Below are 17698 nucleotides of genomic sequence, written 5' to 3'. Positions count from 1 at the left end.
GGACGCCGTTGGCGGCGGGCGTTCCCGCCGGATATCCGTGCTTGTCCGGTTCGGCGTCGGCGAAGGCGCGGTATCCGCCGAGGTCTCGGGGTGGGTGAGGACGTCGCCGCGGTGTACGACTCGGATCGGCCCCGAGGCCATTCATCGGATGCTGATCCGCCGGCGTAGCGAGGTCGTGTCGGACATTCAGCAAGACCGCCGTCGTTATCACCGCGAAGTCCGCCGGGCTCCAGGTCTTCGGCCTCGCCACTGCAGGCGTCCGTCTCGCTTGACCTCTTGCGGGTCAGTCCGGCAGCCAGTGCAGCTCGTGCGCCAGGGTTTTGGCGACGGCGCGGATGCGGCGGTGCAGCGGCGACTGCTCGCGTGGGAGGACCAGGTGGATCGTCAGGCCGGGCGCGCCTCGCAGCGGTCGCCAGGTGAGACCGGCCGGTTGTGCCGTGGCCGCGGCTTCTCCGGCCGGGGCGAGGGTGGCCCCGTCGCGCAGGTCGCGCTGAGACATGTCGAAAGAGACTGCGGGCGTGTGGAATTGGGGGTGTGGTCGGGTGTCTCGGAACAGTGCGGACAGCTGATCGTGGATCACGGGGTTGGCCGCACGATCCGGGAGTCGCAGCGGGTACGCGGCCGCGTCGGCGATCTCGATCTCCGGGTGTTCGGCCAGCGGATGGTGCTGCGCCAGCTGGACCCCGACGCGCATACGCCGCAGCAGGTACCGGCGCACGCCACGGCCCGGCTGCTCGCCGCGGGTGATCCCGGCATCGATGCGGCCGTCGGCGACCGCGGGGGAGATCTCCGGTGTCGCCATCGGGACCGCGCCGACCTCAAGTCCGCTGTTGCCGCGAATCAGCCTGTCCACCAGGGCCGGTGCCGTCTCGGCCCCGGCGCTGAGGCTGTGTCCGATGCGCAGCGTGCCCAGTTCACCGGCCGCCGCGCTCCGGGCGGTGTCCCATGCCCGGTCCAGCGCCGCCAGCGCGGGCGGCGCGGATTCCGCCAAAGCCGCACCGGCCGTGGTCAATACGACGCTACGCGTGTTGCGGACCAGCAGGGCCGTACCGAGTTCCGCCTCCAGTCGGCGCATCCGGGCGCTGAGTGCGGGCTGTGCGATTCCGATTTGTGTGGCCGCGCGGGTGAAGTTCAACTCCTGCGCCAGTACCAGGAAGTACCGCAGGCTCACCGTATCCGGCGCCACGTGCCCTCCCTGCCGATTGATAACGATCCGTTCTGAGTCTATCCCGTACCGGTCTTTCCCTTGACCGCACATCAAGCCCTAGCCTGCGCATATGACGATCCAATTGACCGCAGTACTCGTCGCCGGGATCGATCGATCTGAGTGTCAATTCGCAGTCGGACGTGTCCGGCCCAACACAGGAGGTTTCCATGGCTAAGGGCTACTGGGTCAGTGTCTACCCCGCCATTTCCGATCCTGAGAGGCTGACTGCCTACGACAAGCTGGCCGGTCCGGCTGTCCAGGCTGGGGGCGGGCGCGTCCTGTCCCGGATCCCGTCCCATGGCGGTCGAGTCGTCGCCCACGAGGCCGGAATCACGCAACGCGTCGTTCTGATCGAGTTCAACAGCTTTGAACAGGCCGTCGCGGCATACGAGAGCGAGGCATACCAGAAGGCGCTGATGGCACTCCCCGACGGCGTCGAACGCGACTTCCGCATCATCGACGCCATCGACTGACCGGCGGGCCCAGCCATCGCTGAGCATCCGTAAGCCGGCCGCCTGGTGTGGCTCAGCTTGGTGGGGTGCAGGCGGGTCACCACCCCCTGCGTCCTCGCGCCCTTCCGGCGCAGTCTCCCGTTCCGGTTCCGCAGGAGGGCACGACGCGCAAGTGCGCTCGTGAGAGAGCCGGTCAGGATGAAGCCCGTGGGGAGCAAGCAGAGTTCGAGAGAAACGGGCACGAGGATTGTTCCGGATCGGCGACGGCGGAACAGGGGCAGCGTAGCCACGACAGGGTGTGCAGCGGCGCGGAGGGCCAGTAGCGGTGCGACAGCGTCGATCTCTTGGGCATCGACGAGCTGGTCTGTGCGCCAACAGGCCCTGAGATCTCGCGGGATGAGATGTCCGCCGCCGCTCCGCGCAGGGACAGACGGTCGGAGAAGGACATCTTCCGCCCCGGCCGCGCGCGCACCTGCCCCGGCGGCGGCGCCCGCCGTCCTGGTGCCCTTGGTGCTGCTCCCGGCTTCAGGCTGCTGACCTGTGAGGCAGCTCGTCGCACCGAGCCGCCGACGGCCCGACCCGGACCAGCGCGCGCAAGCCGCCTGATCTGCCAGATCAGGAAACACCCTGGGAAGTCGGCAGCAGGTGCCCGTCGTCTCCGGCTTGTGGCGCATAGCCATTCATTGGGATTGTCTGCGGATGTTCGAGTTTCTCCCCGAAGTGGGTCTTAGACTCCCTGGCTGTGCCGGGACCCTCCGCTTCGGCATGGACGAGCGCGCCGCCCAGTGGGCCGTCGCCACTGTCGCGGATGTTCGCGACGGGTGGGTCTGTGGCGCCCGCTGGGCCTTCAGCGCGCAGTACCAGGGCCTGACGCTGGATGCATACGGCGACACCACGGACCGCCGCGGCCGGCACCAGGACGCCCCCGGCCTGGCGGGCGTCGGCCTCACCCGCGACCTCTTCACGGTCGCTGGGCCCTCTGCCTGCCCCGTTGTCCTTCGTGGCGTCGACCTCTTCGGCTACCCGATCGCCGAGGTTTCCGATGCCCTCGGTGGCAACCTGCCCCCGACGCTGCGGCTCAGCGGCGATGGTCTCTACCTCACCGCTGTGTCTGTCCACGCGGAGCCCGTTCCTGCCGAGAGCTGATCACGACGGCGGGCTGGGCCGAGGAGACCGAGCACACCGCCGGTGTCCTCGCCCGAATCTGGCCATGGTCCGCGAGCACAGCCAGCAGACCGAACCCGGCCCGGCGCGCGGCCGCGGCTAGGTCCCCGCCCTCCTGGTCGGGCAGCTGTGCCAGAGGGTCGCCGCCGTCCCCGAGGCCCTGCTGGGGCCGCGTACTCGGGCGATCGGCACGATGGCGTGCGCGCTGATGGCCCGCGAGCACACGGTGGCCTTCCTGTGGCTGGGCGGCATCACCGGCCACGAGAACGGCCTGCTGGTCGACGTGTGGGTGTCCACGACCAAGCTTCGCCTGGCGCGCCGGAGGCAACTCGTCGGGCACCGAGGGCCAGTGTGCGCAGCGCGCGCCCTACGGGGGAGGGAGCGGCTGCTTGGCGCCGTCCGCGAAGAGGTACTGGTGCATCTGGTGCAGGTAGCCGTACAGGGCGTCCTCGTCATCGAAGACGACGTCGGTCAGCTGTTCGTAGTCGCCGACGGAAAGCTCCCGGGTGCGCAGCACGCCCTCGAGGCCGGCCCTGACGGCGTCGACGTAGGTGCGATTGAACGCGTGCAGCGTCGGGCGCAGGAATCCCCGGACATCGGGGGCTTGCTCCTCATTCAGGTAGATCCGGATGAAGCGCTCAAGCTCGCTGGTCACGACGACTCACCTCCGTAGGTGGGACATTCGTATGGCAGGTGACTTCGCCGCCCGGGGAGGGCCGGTGAAACGGTCTGCCAGCCGGCATAGCGTGGCAGGCTAGGCCGGCCTGTGCCCAACTCGCCGCGCTCACCCCGCGCGAGCCCCAGGTACTGCGGCTGGTCGCCGAAGGCTCTCCAACCCGGAGAGCGCCGGCCGACTGCATGTAGCCGAGGAGACGGTGAAGACCTGTGCCAGCCGGGTGCTCACCAAATTAGGCCTGCGTGACCGAACACAGGCGGGGGTCGTCGCGTACGAGTCGGGGCTCGTCGTGCCGGGCGCTACGGGGACATAACCTCTCTGCGTCTCCGGCCGCCCTTCGCCGTCAATTCGGAAGCTGACGCAGAGTAAGCCCCTGATGGCAGAGGGGAATTGATGCAGTGGAGATCGAGTGTGTTACCCATACGCAATCCCGAGAGCGGGACAAGAGCCCTGGCCGATGGCAGTATGCACCGCAACTTGCGCAGCACACAGCGCTGTTGATCTCGCTCGCGCCCTGGTTCCAGCCTGCCCTGGAGGTCCTGTGTCCGCTCGTCCCCCGAAGTCCGTTCGTTCCCCGGTGGGTGCCATAGCCCTGACCGCAGTCGCCGGCCTGCTGATGACGGGCTGCACCAGCACCAAGTCCGACAGCGACGGCGACAAGGGCGCCTCGGGGATCAAGCTCGTCTCCTCCGGCAAGATCAAGACCTGCACGCATCTGCCCTATCCGCCGTTCCAGTCGAAGAAGGACGGCAAGATCGTCGGCTTCGACGTGGATCTGGTCGACCTGGTCGCCAAGGAACTGGGGGTCGAGCAGGAGATCGTCAACACACCCTTCGAGGGCATCGAAACCGGCCAGGACTTCAACATCCGCAAGTGCGACCTGGCCGCCGCAGGCATGACGATCACCGACGAGCGCGACAAGGTCATGGACTTCTCGGACCCCTACTTCAACGCCACCCAGGCGCTGATCACCAAGAAGGGGCAGCCCTACAAGACCTTCGAGGATCTCAAGGGCAAGAAGCTCGGCTACCAGAAGGCCACCACCGGCGGCATCTACGCCAAGAAGGAGAGCAAGGGGCTCGACGTCGAACTCGTGGAGTACGAGGACGTCGGCTTGCTGCTCACGGCGGTCAAGGCCGGCAAAGTCGACGCGGGTATCAATGACAACGGCGTGCTCTTCGAATACATCAAGGACAACCCGGACACCGAGGTGACCGCGGAGTTCGACACCGGTGAGAAGTACGGAATCGGCTTCCGCACGGGCAACGACTCACTGCGCACGAAGGTCAACGAAGTCCTCAAGGAGGCCCGGACCGACGGCAGTTACGACAAGATCTACAAGAAGTGGTTCGGCACCACTCCGCAGAGCTGACCTCGAGGATTCAAGCGGCTGACCAGAGGAGTTCTGCACGTATGTCCATGTCCCGACGGCGGCGGGCACGGCTGTTCCGCGGCGTCCAGTACGCCGTGCTGCTCATCGCCATAGCCGTGTTCGCGCTGGTGGCCGACTGGGGGACACTGCGCCAGGCGTTCTTCGACGTGGAGATCGCCAAGGCGCTGTTCCCCGAGGTGATCACCACCGCGCTGGTCAACACCGCCTACTACACGCTGCTCGGCTTCGGCTTCGGCCTGGGGCTCGGCATCGTCCTTGCGCTGATGCGGCTGTCCACGGTGCCTCCCTACCGCTGGATCGCGATCGCCTATATCGAGTTCTTCCGCGGCGTTCCCTCCCTGCTTGTGTTCATCGCGCTCGGCTTCGGGGTGCCGCTGGCCTTCGAGGTCGCGCTCGACATGGACATCACGGTGATGCTGTCTCTGGGCCTGGTGGGCGCCGCCTATATGGCCGAGACGATCCGCGCGGGCATTCTGGCGGTGCCCAAGGGGCAGACGGAGGCGGCCCGTTCGCTGGGCATGTCACCGGGGCGTGCGATGGTGTCGATCGTGATGCCGCAGGCGTTCCGGATCGTGCTGCCGCCGCTGACCAACGAGCTGATCCTGCTCACCAAGGACTCCTCACTGGTGTATCTGCTCGGCCTCTCGCTCGGCCAGTTCGAGCTGGCCAACTTCGGCCGGGACGCGCTGAACGAGCACAAGAGCCTGACCCCGATCCTGATCGCCGGACTGCTGTATCTCGTCATCACCCTCCCGCTCGGCCATCTGGTGCGGCGGCTCGAGGCCCGTACGGCGAAAGCCAGGTGAGCACCATGAAGTTGGACAAGGCACCCGACGCGCCCACACCTTCGGGCCAGTCGATCGAAGTGCGCGAGCTACGCAAGTCGTTCGGCGATCTGGAGGTGCTCAAGGGCATCGACCTCACGGTCGGGCGCGGTGACGTGGTCTGTGTCATCGGCCCTTCGGGCTCCGGCAAGTCGACCCTGCTGCGCTGCGTCAATCTTCTGGAAGAGCCCACGTCGGGCACGGTGACGGTGGCCGGCACGGAGGTCACCGACCCCGATGTGGACATCGATCGCGTACGCCGCCGGATCGGCATGGTCTTCCAGTCCTTCAACCTCTTCCCGCACCTCACGGCACTGGAGAACCTGACCATCGCGCAGCGCCGCGTGCTGCGGCGCAACAAGGAGGAGGCGGAGCGCATCGCGCGCGCCAACCTCGCGCGGGTGGGCCTCGTCGACAAGGAGCAGTCCTATCCGGCGCAGCTCTCCGGCGGCCAGCAGCAGCGGGTCGCGATCGCTCGGGCGCTGTCCATGGACCCCGAGCTGATGCTCTTCGACGAGCCGACCTCCGCGCTCGACCCCGAACTGGTCGGGGACGTACTCGCGGTGATGCGCTCGCTCGCCCAGGAGGGGATGACGATGCTGGTCGTCACCCATGAGATGAGCTTCGCGCGCGAGGTCGCCGACCGGGTGGTCTTCATGGACGACGGAGTGATCGTCGAGGAGGGCACGCCCGAACGTGTGGTGGGCGACCCGCAGCACGAGCGGACCCGGATTTTCCTGGCGCGCGTACTCGATCCTGCGGCGGCGGAAGTGGGCGAGGTCCCGGACACAGGACCGCACGAGAAGCGCGTGGACCGCTGAGTGCACCTCGGGACCGAGTATCCCGGCGTGCGGGCAGGCGGGAGGGGTGCCCCGCAGGGACGCGACGCCGCGCCCTCTTGGCTATGTGCGGCCCCACCGCCCTGCCTTGGCCGTCGGTGGCCTGCTGGGCCTGGTCGCCGGAGCCATGGGCCTGGTCCTGCCGTTGGCGGCGAAGCGTCTGCTGGACAACCTCGCGCAGGACCGGGCCGTGGACGGGGCCCTGCTGGCCATGACTGGCCCATCTACCGGGGCATCTGCCTGCAATGTGACCAGAAGCTCACCGATCTCGTGCCCGCCTAAGGGTTGTCCCATAACTGATCTTTGGCAGCACGCGAGTGGCTGGCCGGGATCGCTTCCCAAGTCTCCCCTTCTTGGGGAGGCACCGACCTCGGTTCACCCCCGCCGCACTACACAGCAGCGGATAATCGGGGCCCTTCGCCCAGCAACGTGCGAACCTTCCCACCTGGGGAGATGAGCAGGGACCCTGTTATCGTGCGCCGATGTCAACGATCAAGCAGCTCCAAGTGACCATCGACTGCGCGGAACCCACGCGCCTCGCCGCATTCTGGTGCGAAGCCCTTGGGTACGTCGTACCTCCGGTCCCGGAGGGGTTCGCCACCTGGGAGGAGTACGACCGTTCGCTGCCGACGGAGGAGCAGATCGTCTACTTCGCGTGCAGCGATCCCTCGGGTGCCGGGCCCCGCGTGCTCTTCCAGCGCGTTCCCGAGGGGAAGGTGGTCAAGAACCGCGTGCATCTCGACGTGCGGGCCGGCCTGGGACTCGTGGGGGAGGAGCGCCTGTCCACGCTCGAGGCCGAATGCGCACGGCTTGTCGCGCTCGGCGCGACACATGTGCGCACGATGCGTGCCGACGGAGAGAACGAGTCCTGCATTGTGATGCAGGACATCGAGGGCAACGAGTTCTGCCTCGACTGAATCTCCTCCGAGACTGCGACGCGGCGAGCCCTCTCCCCTGAACCTCTCAGGTCCCGCATGCGGCGGGAGCTATCCCGTGAGAGTGAGGTTGTGTAGGCGTGCAATGCCGTGCATCGCGTGGCGCACACCGTCTCCTCTCAGGCGGCAGTCGCGCAGGATCTTCCAGGTCTTCATACGGGCGAAGGCGTGCTCGACGCGGGCGCGGACCCGTTTGGGCCTGCTTCCAGTCGGGCAGTTCCTCGCCCTTGCGTCGGCGGTGCGGCATGATCAGCCCGGTGCCCAGGTGGCCACCGTCCGCGATCGTTGTAGTGCCGCCGACTGCCTGCTTGGCACCGGACTCGGCCCATGCCCGGCAGTCGTTGCGGTTCCCCGGCAGAGCCCGGCCGACCACCACAACCAAACGTGTGCCGGCGTCGAGGACCACCTGGTGGTTGGTCGAGTAGCGATAGTTCTTCGACTGCTCGGCGACCTTGTGGTCGCGTGTGGGTGCCAGTGTCCCGTCCACAATCAGCACCGCCTCCTTAGCAAAGCGCCTGCGCGGAGCCGGCGCGAGCTTGGGGCCGAGGTGGGCGACGACACGATTGGCGGTGGACTTCGACACCCCGAAGAGCGGGGCGAGTTGGCGCAGGGTCAAAGTCTTCCTGGGGTGCGTCCGCAGATGTGACACGTTCCGGCTGGGTGAGAGGCTGCATGCCTTGGTGGTCCCAGGTGAGGGTGACCTGGTGCTGTGGCTCGGTGGAGGTGGTGGTCTGCTCGCAGAGTGTGCTGCCGTCCCAGGTGAAGTCGACCAGTTCGACGACGCTCGCCCCGTCTTTCGCAAGGTGCTGCTTGGCGCTGCGCGACACCGTCGCCGAGGCGGCTAATGCCACCACGGTCCTCGTGATGGCGCACAGGCTGTCCACCGTGACCATGGCCGACCGCATCGTGGTGATGGACACCGTCCGCGTCCAAGCTGTGGGCACGCACGCCGAACTTCTCGTCTCCGACCCGTTGTACGGGGAGCTGGCCGCCACCCAGTTTCTGGCCACCGACTGACCGCTGCGTCCAGGAGGGCCAGCGCCCGCGGTACCCCCCAAGGCTGCAGGAAGGATGCCGTCCGGACAGGGCCCCAGCTGCATCACCTGCCAGATGCGTGTGCTTCCAGAAGGCCGCCCAGGGCCTGATCCGGCCTATCGCGTGGCTGCCCGGGGCGGGACTGTGGAGGTCGGACACACCCACATGCGACGAACGAGGGGATGGCCATGGAACATGACACGGGCAAGGAAACGATCACGAGGCAGGCCTATGTGGAGCCCGAGGTCGAGGTACTGGGCACGGTCGAGGAGCTGACGGCCATGGGTGGCATTCTCCTCCACGACAACCCGGCCCACCGCGTGCTGCTGTGAAGCCGTTTCCCTCCCCGGGCAGGCGTCTTGGCCCGGGGAGGGAGCCGCAGCAGGACCACGCACTTCGCGCGCACGGAGGGGAGGGCCGGTGACTGGCCCGGGGTCTGTTCTGGTCGGGGACTACACGGGCTGCTGGGGGCAGGTTGATTTCGGCGAGGCCGACTCCCGCATCGCCTACGAGGTTGCCCTCTTCGGGCAACGCCCGGTACCTGCTCGGACAGCGGGCCGCCGCGCCGTGCAGTGGCAGGCACCGGATGCTCCTGAGCTCCCAGCCCCGGCGGACCGGGAGCGGCTGCTGCTGTCCGGACCTGTCATGGGGCCGGTGACGGCGGACCGAGCACGGCAGATAGCCTCCGCTCTCAAAGACGCCCGCTACGCCGAACTGGCGCGGCTGCCCGGAGAGCTGGCCGGCTGCCTGGTGACCGAGCACAGGGTCTTTCTCTTCCGAAGCGCCACCAGCCGGGAGGGTCTCCTCTACCGCAAAGACGGTGCACTGCTGCGGTGGTCCACGGATCCCACCGATCTGCTCGACGGCCCGGAGGAGTTCGACCAAGAGGCGATCTGGCGCTCATGCCGCGGCGACGAGGTGTTCATCTATCGCAACCTCACTCCTGTGCTGCCCGGGCAGGTAGTGGTCGTCGACCGCGACCGCGTGATCGTCGTGGAGTACGACCCCATCGTGCCGCTGGAACTGCCCCGGCACACCACGATGCCGGAATACGCCGAGATCGCCTACGACCTGATCCTGCGGGCGGTGCACCCGTACACCGGCCGCGGCCGGATCGGCATCCTGCTCAGCGGCGGTCTTGACTCCGGGGCGGTGCTCACGGCCCTGGTGGACTCCGGAGCCGACGTGGTCGCCTACCACCAGGCAACTGATGACCCGCTCGCCGACGAGTCCGGCTACGCGCGGGAGGTCTGTGATCACCTGGACGTACCCTTCGTGCCGGTCATGATGGACCATGGCGAAGGCTATCTGTCCGAGAAATGGCAGTTCCCCCATCCCTACAACAACATAGCCTTCCGGTGGCAGGAGCAGATCGCCGACCGCATTGAGCGCGACGGAATCACGTTCCTGACCTGGGGCCGTGAAGGTGACATGGTCTTCGGCCCGACACGCTACGGGCTGCACGCGGTACTGCGAGGCGATCTCCCCCTGCGAGAGAAGGTGGCGCTGTGCCGCGGGCTGCTGGGCTCGCGCTTCGAGCTCTCGCGCATCCTCCGAAGCGCCACCGCGTCCGCATCCGTCCTGGGCGACCTGGTGCCGACCGGGGACAATACGCGAGCCACCGACTTCCTCACCCCGCTTCCCGGGGTGCCCGATGACCAGTTCAACGATGAGTACTCGGCCCGGGATCACTGCGTGGACCTCAGTATCTGGCGACCTCGAGGAATCCAGCTGTGCAATCCATTGGGCCACAAGGACATCCGCCGCCTCGCGGCCCGTATGCCGGACGCCTACCGGCTCCTGCCTTACCAGGGAAGGCTGATCACCAAGCCGGTGCTTAGGCTGCTCCTGTCCACCCGGCTCCCCGAAAGGATCTGGCGTCGCTACGGACGGCTGTGGCTGGATTCGCCGCACAAGAACTATGCCCTCAACCACAGCCGCGTACTGGCAGACCTGATCGGGCGCCCGGATGCGCACCTCATGCGGATGGGCCTGGTGGATCCGCAGCAGCTCGCCCGTGTGCTGGCCGAGCCGGCGAGTCTGCGCCGCAATGCCGAACAGCTGATCTGCGCGGCCATGACCGAGCTGTTCCTGCGCGGCGACGCGCGGCGGGCCTCCGTTACGCAGAAGGGTGTTCGCAATGTCTCTCATACGGCTGGCTGAGCACGCGGTCTTCGACGACACCGACGGCGCGGGCGTCATTCTCGATACCCGCCGCGGTATCTACCTGACTCTGAACTCGACCGCCACCCTCATGCTGCGGGCTGCCCTGGGCAGCGACACGGAGGCCTCCGTGGTCGGCCGCCTTCGCGAACAAATCGACGCTACGGACCAGACTCTCCAATCCGGTCTTGCCAAGCTCACCGTCCAGCTCCGCGACCGAGCACTGTTGGCAGCATCGCAGGAGGACCCGCGATGAACAGAGCCGCCACCAAGCCGGATTGGGAGTTCTTCCTGTGCGACCTCGACCCAGCCACCGCCCCGCCACGCATCCCTCTCCCGTTGCGCACGTATGCTGCGGCACGCACCTTCCGCGCGCTGTGGATCTACCGTCGGCACGGCTGGACAGCAGCGCACCCGTATCTGCGGCGTCTGCGCCCGGGCCCGGGATCGGCGGCACTGGCCGCTCTCCCCGCCGGTACCGCTCTCCGGCTGGCGCGCCGGGAGATCTTCATCTCCCAACTGGTGCATCGCACAGTGATCCCTGACGGTCTCTGTCTGCCGCGATCCCTCGCCCTGGCCACATATTTGTCAGCACTCGGACTGCCCGCTCAAGTGACCATCGCCCGCCTGCGAACCGTGGCCATGCCGAAGAACAGCTTCCACTCCTGGACCGAGCTGTACGGCACCGTCCTCAACGACAATCCCGACGTCCAACTCGGCTACGCCGTTCTGCAGCGCGTCGCCGCATCCCAGGCACCCGCGGCGCTCCGCGCGCGGATACCGTCGACGACCGAGGGGAAATCGTGACCGAGGCGAATCCTCACGCGCGGTGGTACGAGGACCACGCGCACCATTACGAGGAGTTGGCCACCTACGCGGCTGACTTCGGGCAGCGGCTCATCGACTTCGCGGATCCCGCACCGGCGACCCGGCTGCTGGACGTGGGCGCCGGGCGCGGCGCGGCCACCAGGGCCGCCGTGGCCCGCGGCTGCGCCGTCACCGCTATCGACGTGACGCCCGCAATGGTGCGTCGGCTTGCCGCGGACCTACCCGAGATCACAGTCCGGCAAATGGACGTGGCACGGCTCGATTTTCCCCGCGGCTCCTTCGACACGGTTGTCGCTGCTGGTGTGGTGGAAATTCTTGAGGACCCCGCGGCAGCGGTGGCCCAAATGCGCCGGGTGCTAGCACCGGGCGGGACGGTCGCCTTGTCGGTACACGGAGTTCGCGGCGGATGGGAGTGGCTCGCCCGGCTGGCTCAGGAGTTCTGGCCCGCCCCTGAGCCATCCGCACACGCTGAGCCATCCGCGGATCCGGCCGCCCTGCTGGCCGGAGCCGGATTCACCGAGATGACGCAGCGGTCGGTCGCGGCGCCCGTACTGGTGCCCAGTCCTTCGGCGCTCTGGGAGCTGCTGGAGTCCCAGATGTCCATGGCCGCAGTCGAGTCACTGCCGGCTGGACGTGCCGCCGAGTTCCGTCGCCGTTTCTGGGCCGGCGCCGAACACATGCACGCGCACGGCGGCATCGTCCTCGACCACAACGCGATCCTTCACCGCGCGGTCGCCCCGGCATGAACCGGTCGGGCTTCTGGGGGGCTCTCGTGCCCCGCACCCTGGTGGGATGGTGCAGATCATGCGCTCCGTTCACGTCGGGTGACGGAGACAGCCACGCCAGCCGAGCACACAGGCCGACGCCCCACCCATGACCGATCAAAATGCTCATCCTCCTCAGTTTGGTGGTTCCTGAGGGGTGTGTGAGGGACGGGGAGCGTGGGGCGTGCGGCGGTTGGCCTGGCAGGACCGGGCGTCATGAGTTCTCATCTCTGGAGCACCCACACGATTGTGGTGGGCCCCCGCAGTGTGACCAAGCGGTTTCGTGGCAGGGATCGCGAGCGTGGCCTGCGTGAGTGGCGTGCGCTCAGGTTGCTTGCTCGGTATGCGCCGGAACTGGCATCCCCCTCGCTCATCTATGCCAAGATTCAAGGGTGGAGATGACCGACGTCACGCGTGCGATCGCGGCTGCGACTTCGATCGCCGCATCGCTCGACCTGCCAGCAAACGACGCAATCGTTCTCCACAACTCGAACAAGCTGGCACTGCGGCTGACGCCATACGACGTCCTTGCCCGGGTCGCCCTCGTGGGACAAGAGGTTGCACAGTTCGAAGTCGAGCTCGCTCAGCGGCTCGCCGAGGCCGGATGCCCGGTGTGCCCCTTGGAGCCTCGGGTGGACCCGCGTGTGTACAGGCGCGATGGTTTCGCAGTGACGCTGTGGACCTACTACGAGCCCGTGGCGCCTCCCACATCACCAGGCGACTACGCCAAGGCGCTGGAGCAGCTGCACGTAGGCATGCGCAAGGTCGATGTGCCGAGCCCGAGGTTCACGGACCGGATCACGGAGGCGGAAGAAGTGGTCGCCGACCCGGACCGCTCGCCCGAACTCGCCCATGCAGACCGCGTGTTCCTCAGCGGCAGGCTGGCCAGCCTGCGACGAGCGATCGACGACCGCGGCGCCATGGAGCAGCTGCTGCACGGCGAGCCCCATCCGGGCAATGTGCTCAGCACGAAGAACGGCCCGTTGTTCATCGACCTTGAGACATGCTGCCGTGGACCCGTGGAATTCGATCTCGCCCATGTTCCCGAGGCGGTCTGCGAGCACTACCCGAACGTTGACCAAGGGCTGCTGGACGAGTGCCGGCAGCTCGTTATCGCGATGGTCGCCGCGTGGCGTTGGGAGCGTGGCGACCAGTTTCCGAATGGGAGGCGATTCGGAAAGGAATTCCTGCGCTTGCTGCGCGAGGGTCCTCCTTGGCCGACACTCGACACGGTGACCAGGTGACTGAATGGTCTGTAGAAATCGCCGAAGGTCACGTGAAAGCGGCAAGGAACCAAGCAATAGGACTGGCGCCGTTACGACCCCATGGGCGCCGGCCTCGCTGCCGCGCTGATCCGTGGCGCCTGTGCTAACAAACGTGACAATTCATTATAGGTGCCAAGAATCCTGGCCAGGCCGTGCCAACTATCGCGGCCCGGTACAGCAGGGCGGCGGGTACGAGGGGCTCCCGGCCGAGGTTGTTCGCGGTGCCGGGCGGCGGTGGATCGGCCATTCAAGTACGCCGTGCGCACGGCGCCGGTCTTGTCGGCCAGGATGGCCGGGCGGCGCCCGCCCTTGTTGCCCTTGGCCTCGGCGGCCCGCAGCCCATCGAAGGTCAGCTCTCTTGGAGATCGCGCTGGAGTCCGCCGGCGGCAGCGAGGCTTTGCATCATGAACATCACCGTGGACAGCACCCTTTTCTTGCGCCGCCGCACAACGACGAGGGCACGCCGGTGATGTTCGCCCGCTGGTACACCGGCTGGCTGCAGAAGGCAGAACTCGCTGCGCTGTAGTCACCCGAGACTGTCGCCTCGCCCGCTGAGCGTTGCAGTTGGCCCTTCGGGCCAAGTAGCGCGGGCAGTCACAGTTGGTGTGACTGGGTGCTTCGTCCGGCGGATGTGCAGCCGAGTTGGCGGGACGGAGCATTCTGGCTGGCGGACGTCAGTTGAGGGCGGGGGCCCCGCCGTCGGTGTGGACGCCCCCGGTTACGGTTGCCGGGTGAATGGATCGAATACGCCGACAGGTCCCGGTCCATCTGCCCGCGCCGATGCGTTGCTGCCTCTCCTGGGCGCCGATGAGGAGGTCGTCGCGTTCTTCGCCGGGGTCGCGGACCTCGACGCGACGGATCCGGCCGACCATGAGTTGGTGGAGGGAGTTCGCCTCGCCTCCGGCGGGCGGCTGGAGCAGTTCGCGCGGGCGGGCTCAGGGGACGCGTTCTGTTTCGTCGGCGAGGGCGGAGAGGAACGCCCGGTGGTGTACGTCAGCCTCGACGGCGAAGCCGGGCTGCTGGCTCTGGGACTGCCGGAATTGGTCAGGTTGTGTCTCGTGGCACCGTGGTGGCGCGAGGCCCCCGGGCGCACAGCCGAAGAACTCCAGTTGGTCGCTGACGAGTACCGAGCGGATGTGCCGGACCTCGACCTGCGGCGTGACCGTGCAGCCCGCGCGCTCGGCCTTGATCCGGCCGGGCTGCCGTCCGAGGCAGTGGCCCTCGCCCGGCTCGTTGACCTCTCTCAGGGGCCGGTCGCTGCTGCCTGCCTCATTGTCGGATACGAGGGTGATCCGCTCGACCCTCTGTTCAGCGCCGCCCTCAGCGGTCCTGACTGAAAGGCCAACTGGGCACGGACCGGTCTCGGGTCCGCTGGTCGACCGCAGCACCGACTGCAGGCATCTGGAGTGGAGGTGCGAACGGATGCCGTTTCGCGACAACTTCGGATGTCGGTCGGTACCTCGCACGCCTCACCAATGTCGGTGACTTCGGGCTCTGGTCCACTTCTTGTGGTGCTGGTCTGGTGTGCTGACGGATGGTCCCGGGGAGAGCCTGACCTGCGAGTACCGGGGTGGCCGCAGCCGGGACGATCACGGTTTCGGTCAAGTCCACAAGCAGTGGGCCAGAGCCTGAGTTGGGGAGTCGTTTCGCGATGAGTGCGGGTGTCGCGTTGTGGACCGGCATTGCGATGTCGGCTTGTTTTGACGTCGGTCGGGGGCTTGTGACGGGACTGTGGTGTGTGCTTCTGCCGCTGAGGGCCTGATGGGTAAATCGCAGTCGAAGGTCGAGTTCTACACGGCAATCCGCAAAGGTCATCTGCTGGGGATGTCGATGCGTTCGTTACAGCAAGTCCACGACGTCACGTGACACCGCGGGTAGACCGCAATACCGCCCCCCCGCGAACCGCCCAGCACCCTTACCCGGGCTACGTACATGCGGCGGCCTCCCCACGCCAACGAGCAGAACTGCCCCTTTTGGGCGTGTAATGGATCTCGGGGGAAAAACGGAACCCATCGCCTGCGAGGTGTTCTATGTCCGAGAAGACCGTTGCCTTCCCTCAGGACCGGACCTGTCCCTACCAGCCGCCGGCGGCCTACGAGCCGCTGCGGACGGGACCGCCGCTCTCCCGGGTCACCCTCTTCGACGGCCGCTCCGCGTGGCTGGTCTCCGGGCACGCCGAGGCGCGCGCCCTGCTCTCCGACGACCGGCTCTCCGCCGACCGCCAGAACCTTTCCTTCCCCGCTGCCAGCGGGCGCTTGCAGGACGCGCGGGGGTACGCCGCCCTGTTCGGCGCCGATGACCCCGTCCACAACTCGCAGCGACGGATGCTGATCCCGGGCTTCGCACTGAAGCGCACCCGGGCCCTGCGCCCCCGGATCCGGGAGACCGCGGACGGGCTGATCGAGGCGATGATCGCAGCCGGCCGCCGCGCGGAACTGGTCGGCGACTTCGCCCAGCCACTAGCGTCGAGGGTGATCTGCGAGGTGCTCGGGGTCCCGTACGCGGACCACGAGTTCTTCGTGATCCAGTCCCGGCGGCTCCACAACGGCCCGGAAGCCGCCGACGTGGACGACGCCCGCGCGCAGCTCAACGGCTATCTGCACGAGCTCATCGGAGACAAGCGCCAGAGGCCGGGCAGCGGGCTGCTGGACGAACTGATCGTCCAGCGCCTGGACACCGGAGAGATCGATGTCCAGCAGCTGGCTGACCTGACCTCGGCCCTGCTCGTCGCGGGGCATGAGACCACCGCCAACATGATCGCGCTCGGTGTGTTCACCCTTCTCAGCCACCCCGCGCAGCTGGCCGAGCTGCGCGACGACCCGTCCCTCATGCCGGCGGCGGTGGAGGAGCTGATGCGGTTTCTGTCGATCGCGGACGGCATGTTCCGTGTGGCCACCGAGGACATCGAGATCGGCGGGGTGACCGTCCGCACCGGCGACGGGGTGGTCTTCTCCACCTCGGTGATCAACCGTGATGAGGCCGTCTTCGGCAAGCCCGACACCCTCGACTGGCACCGGCCCGCCCAGCATCACCTGGGATTCGGTTTTGGTGTGCACCAGTGCCTGGGCCAGAACCTGGCTCGTGTCGAGATGGAGGTCGCCCTCGGCGCCCTGTTCGAGCGGCTGCCTGGGCTGCGGCTGGCAGGCGAAACGGACCAGATCCCGGTCAAGCCCGGGGACGACACCATCCAGGGCGTCGTCGAACTACCCGTCGCGTGGTGAGCGTCCCGACGCCCCCGCACCTCGCGAGCAGTCGACCGCGCGTGCCAGGTGCCGCAGATCGGGATCATGGAGGCGCCTGAGAACGCGGGCACGAGGACCCGACGACAGTCCGGCTTCTCGCAAAATTCGGCCGCCTCACCGGCGAGGCGGCCGCACAACCCATGAGGTCCGGCTGGGACGCCCAGCCGGACCTCCAGCAATCCCTCGAATGGTGGCTTCCAGGAGGAGCACGGCCTGACTTGCCGGTCGCACGAGCAGATGACATCAGAAGCCATCGCGATTGATCATGCCGGTTCGCGCTCAGCGACTCCCCAACGCACCTCGAAACGACTCCCGCTCAGAGGCTCTGGTCCACTTCTTGTGGTGCTGTTCTGGTGTGCTGACGCATGGTCCCGGGGAGAAAGCCTGACCTGCGAGTACCGGGGCGGCCGCAGCCGGGACGATCACGGTTTCGGTCAAGACGCCTCGGCCTGGACGCGGGCGGTCCGCACGTTCCCCAGGTTGGTCACCCAGCTCGCGAGCACGGCCGTACCACCGGTGAGAGCGGCGACCCACACCGCGATGTCCCCCATGCCGATCAGTGTCGGTGAGGCCACCGGCCCTGTCGAGGACGCCATGCGGGCCCATCCCCGGGGCCTGGCCAACTGTGATGCGCAGAGTGGCCAACTGAAGTGCTCAGTCCACAACGACGCTGCGCCCGGGGTGGGACGGCTGAGGGGTGGGCGGGGCGCTGCGACCTCCCCAGGTGTCACAGCTTTCCCCGCCCACCGGCGCAGGAGTACACGTCTGACGTCGTGTCATGCCGGTGTCCGGTGTCGAGGCCCGGGGCGTGGTTTGCCCCACCCGTCTGCGTACGGGTGGGGCAAGTGGTGTGATGATTCCACGGGTTCACGGGCCGGTGTCAGCCGCCCATTCCAGGCCGAGCGCGGCGA

General features: G+C 67.5%; 18 protein-coding genes and 3 pseudogenes. 17 read left to right on the top strand and 4 right to left on the bottom strand.

The features are described from left to right. Positions 1-283: 283 nt before the first annotated feature. Positions 284-1186 carry a LysR family transcriptional regulator gene (locus ACWGI2_RS31205; RefSeq protein WP_453698973.1) on the bottom strand — a complete coding sequence of 301 codons (903 nt, stop codon included), beginning with the start codon at positions 1184-1186 and terminating at the stop codon, positions 284-286. Positions 1187-1374: 188 nt separating this feature from the next. Here ACWGI2_RS31205 and ACWGI2_RS31200 point away from each other — a divergent pair, with 188 nt between their 5' ends. After that, the gene (locus ACWGI2_RS31200; RefSeq protein ID WP_453698972.1) at positions 1375-1680 is read left to right on the top strand and encodes a DUF1330 domain-containing protein; all 306 of its coding nucleotides are present in this window, start codon (positions 1375-1377) and stop codon (positions 1678-1680) included. 744 nt (positions 1681-2424) lie between these two features. Beyond that, positions 2425-2805, top strand: coding sequence for a hypothetical protein (locus ACWGI2_RS31195; RefSeq protein ID WP_453698970.1), 381 nt, complete (start codon positions 2425-2427; stop codon positions 2803-2805). Positions 2806-3190: 385 nt separating this feature from the next. On the opposite strand, the gene ACWGI2_RS31190 is transcribed toward ACWGI2_RS31195, so the two are convergent. Continuing rightward, positions 3191-3478 (bottom strand): hypothetical protein, encoded by a 288-nt coding sequence (locus ACWGI2_RS31190; protein WP_453698969.1) that lies wholly within the window; start codon positions 3476-3478, stop codon positions 3191-3193. A 116-nt stretch (positions 3479-3594) separates the two neighbouring features. On the opposite strand from ACWGI2_RS31190, the pseudogene ACWGI2_RS31185 reads away from it, so the two are divergent. The 5 genes and pseudogenes from ACWGI2_RS31185 to ACWGI2_RS31165 all read left to right on the top strand — a co-directional run. Continuing rightward, a pseudogene (locus ACWGI2_RS31185) lies at positions 3595-3812 on the top strand (response regulator transcription factor); the annotation flags it as partial. A 303-nt stretch (positions 3813-4115) separates the two neighbouring features. Continuing rightward, positions 4116-4871 (top strand): ABC transporter substrate-binding protein, encoded by a 756-nt coding sequence (locus tag ACWGI2_RS31180; RefSeq protein ID WP_453699437.1) that lies wholly within the window; start codon positions 4116-4118, stop codon positions 4869-4871. A gap of 41 nt (positions 4872-4912) precedes the next feature. Then, entirely contained in the window at positions 4913-5698 is a 786-nt protein-coding gene (locus ACWGI2_RS31175; protein WP_453698967.1) for an amino acid ABC transporter permease, read from the top strand. Between the two features lie 5 nt (positions 5699-5703). Beyond that, positions 5704-6537 (top strand): amino acid ABC transporter ATP-binding protein, encoded by an 834-nt coding sequence (locus ACWGI2_RS31170; protein ID WP_453698965.1) that lies wholly within the window; start codon positions 5704-5706, stop codon positions 6535-6537. A 500-nt stretch (positions 6538-7037) separates the two neighbouring features. Beyond that, positions 7038-7472: a VOC family protein gene (locus ACWGI2_RS31165; protein WP_453698963.1), complete on the top strand. Its 435-nt coding sequence runs from the start codon at positions 7038-7040 to the stop codon at positions 7470-7472. A gap of 69 nt (positions 7473-7541) precedes the next feature. On the opposite strand, the pseudogene ACWGI2_RS31160 reads toward ACWGI2_RS31165, so the two are convergent. Next, positions 7542-8115, bottom strand: a pseudogene (locus ACWGI2_RS31160) (transposase); the annotation flags it as partial. A gap of 188 nt (positions 8116-8303) precedes the next feature. Here ACWGI2_RS31160 and ACWGI2_RS31155 point away from each other — a divergent pair. The 10 genes and pseudogenes from ACWGI2_RS31155 to ACWGI2_RS31110 all read left to right on the top strand — a co-directional run. Continuing rightward, positions 8304-8507, top strand: a pseudogene (locus ACWGI2_RS31155) (ABC transporter ATP-binding protein); the annotation flags it as partial. 206 nt (positions 8508-8713) lie between these two features. Beyond that, entirely contained in the window at positions 8714-8857 is a 144-nt protein-coding gene (locus ACWGI2_RS31150; protein ID WP_453400422.1) for a hypothetical protein, read from the top strand. Between the two features lie 88 nt (positions 8858-8945). Beyond that, positions 8946-10688, top strand: coding sequence for an asparagine synthase-related protein (locus ACWGI2_RS31145; protein ID WP_453698962.1), 1743 nt, complete (start codon positions 8946-8948; stop codon positions 10686-10688). Continuing rightward, entirely contained in the window at positions 10666-10944 is a 279-nt protein-coding gene (locus ACWGI2_RS31140; RefSeq protein ID WP_453698961.1) for a PqqD family protein, read from the top strand. Before ACWGI2_RS31145 ends, ACWGI2_RS31140 begins: the two co-directional genes overlap by 23 nt. Further along, on the top strand, positions 10941-11495 hold the full coding sequence (locus ACWGI2_RS31135) for a lasso peptide biosynthesis protein (RefSeq protein ID WP_453698960.1): 555 nt from the start codon (positions 10941-10943) through the stop codon (positions 11493-11495). Before ACWGI2_RS31140 ends, ACWGI2_RS31135 begins: the two co-directional genes overlap by 4 nt. After that, a complete protein-coding gene (locus ACWGI2_RS31130; RefSeq protein ID WP_453698958.1) occupies positions 11492-12262 on the top strand; it encodes a class I SAM-dependent methyltransferase in 771 nt (256 codons plus the stop codon). Before ACWGI2_RS31135 ends, ACWGI2_RS31130 begins: the two co-directional genes overlap by 4 nt. 416 nt (positions 12263-12678) lie before the next feature. After that, positions 12679-13524 (top strand): phosphotransferase, encoded by an 846-nt coding sequence (locus ACWGI2_RS31125; protein ID WP_453699436.1) that lies wholly within the window; start codon positions 12679-12681, stop codon positions 13522-13524. A gap of 379 nt (positions 13525-13903) precedes the next feature. Continuing rightward, a complete protein-coding gene (locus ACWGI2_RS31120) occupies positions 13904-14071 on the top strand; it encodes a hypothetical protein (protein WP_453698956.1) in 168 nt (55 codons plus the stop codon). A gap of 205 nt (positions 14072-14276) precedes the next feature. Further along, positions 14277-14882 (top strand): hypothetical protein, encoded by a 606-nt coding sequence (locus ACWGI2_RS31115; RefSeq protein WP_453698955.1) that lies wholly within the window; start codon positions 14277-14279, stop codon positions 14880-14882. A gap of 693 nt (positions 14883-15575) precedes the next feature. After that, positions 15576-16766 carry a cytochrome P450 gene (locus ACWGI2_RS31110; protein WP_453698954.1) on the top strand — a complete coding sequence of 397 codons (1191 nt, stop codon included), beginning with the start codon at positions 15576-15578 and terminating at the stop codon, positions 16764-16766. A gap of 455 nt (positions 16767-17221) precedes the next feature. On the opposite strand, the gene ACWGI2_RS31105 is transcribed toward ACWGI2_RS31110, so the two are convergent. Further along, positions 17222-17383: a hypothetical protein gene (locus ACWGI2_RS31105; protein ID WP_453699472.1), complete on the bottom strand. Its 162-nt coding sequence runs from the start codon at positions 17381-17383 to the stop codon at positions 17222-17224. Between the last annotated feature and the right edge of the window lie 315 nt (positions 17384-17698).

The sequence above is a fragment of the Streptomyces sp. NPDC054866 genome, assembly GCF_053610745.1.
The sequence above is the reverse complement of the archived record's forward strand: the minus strand, read 5'-3'. Positions and strand labels throughout refer to the sequence as shown.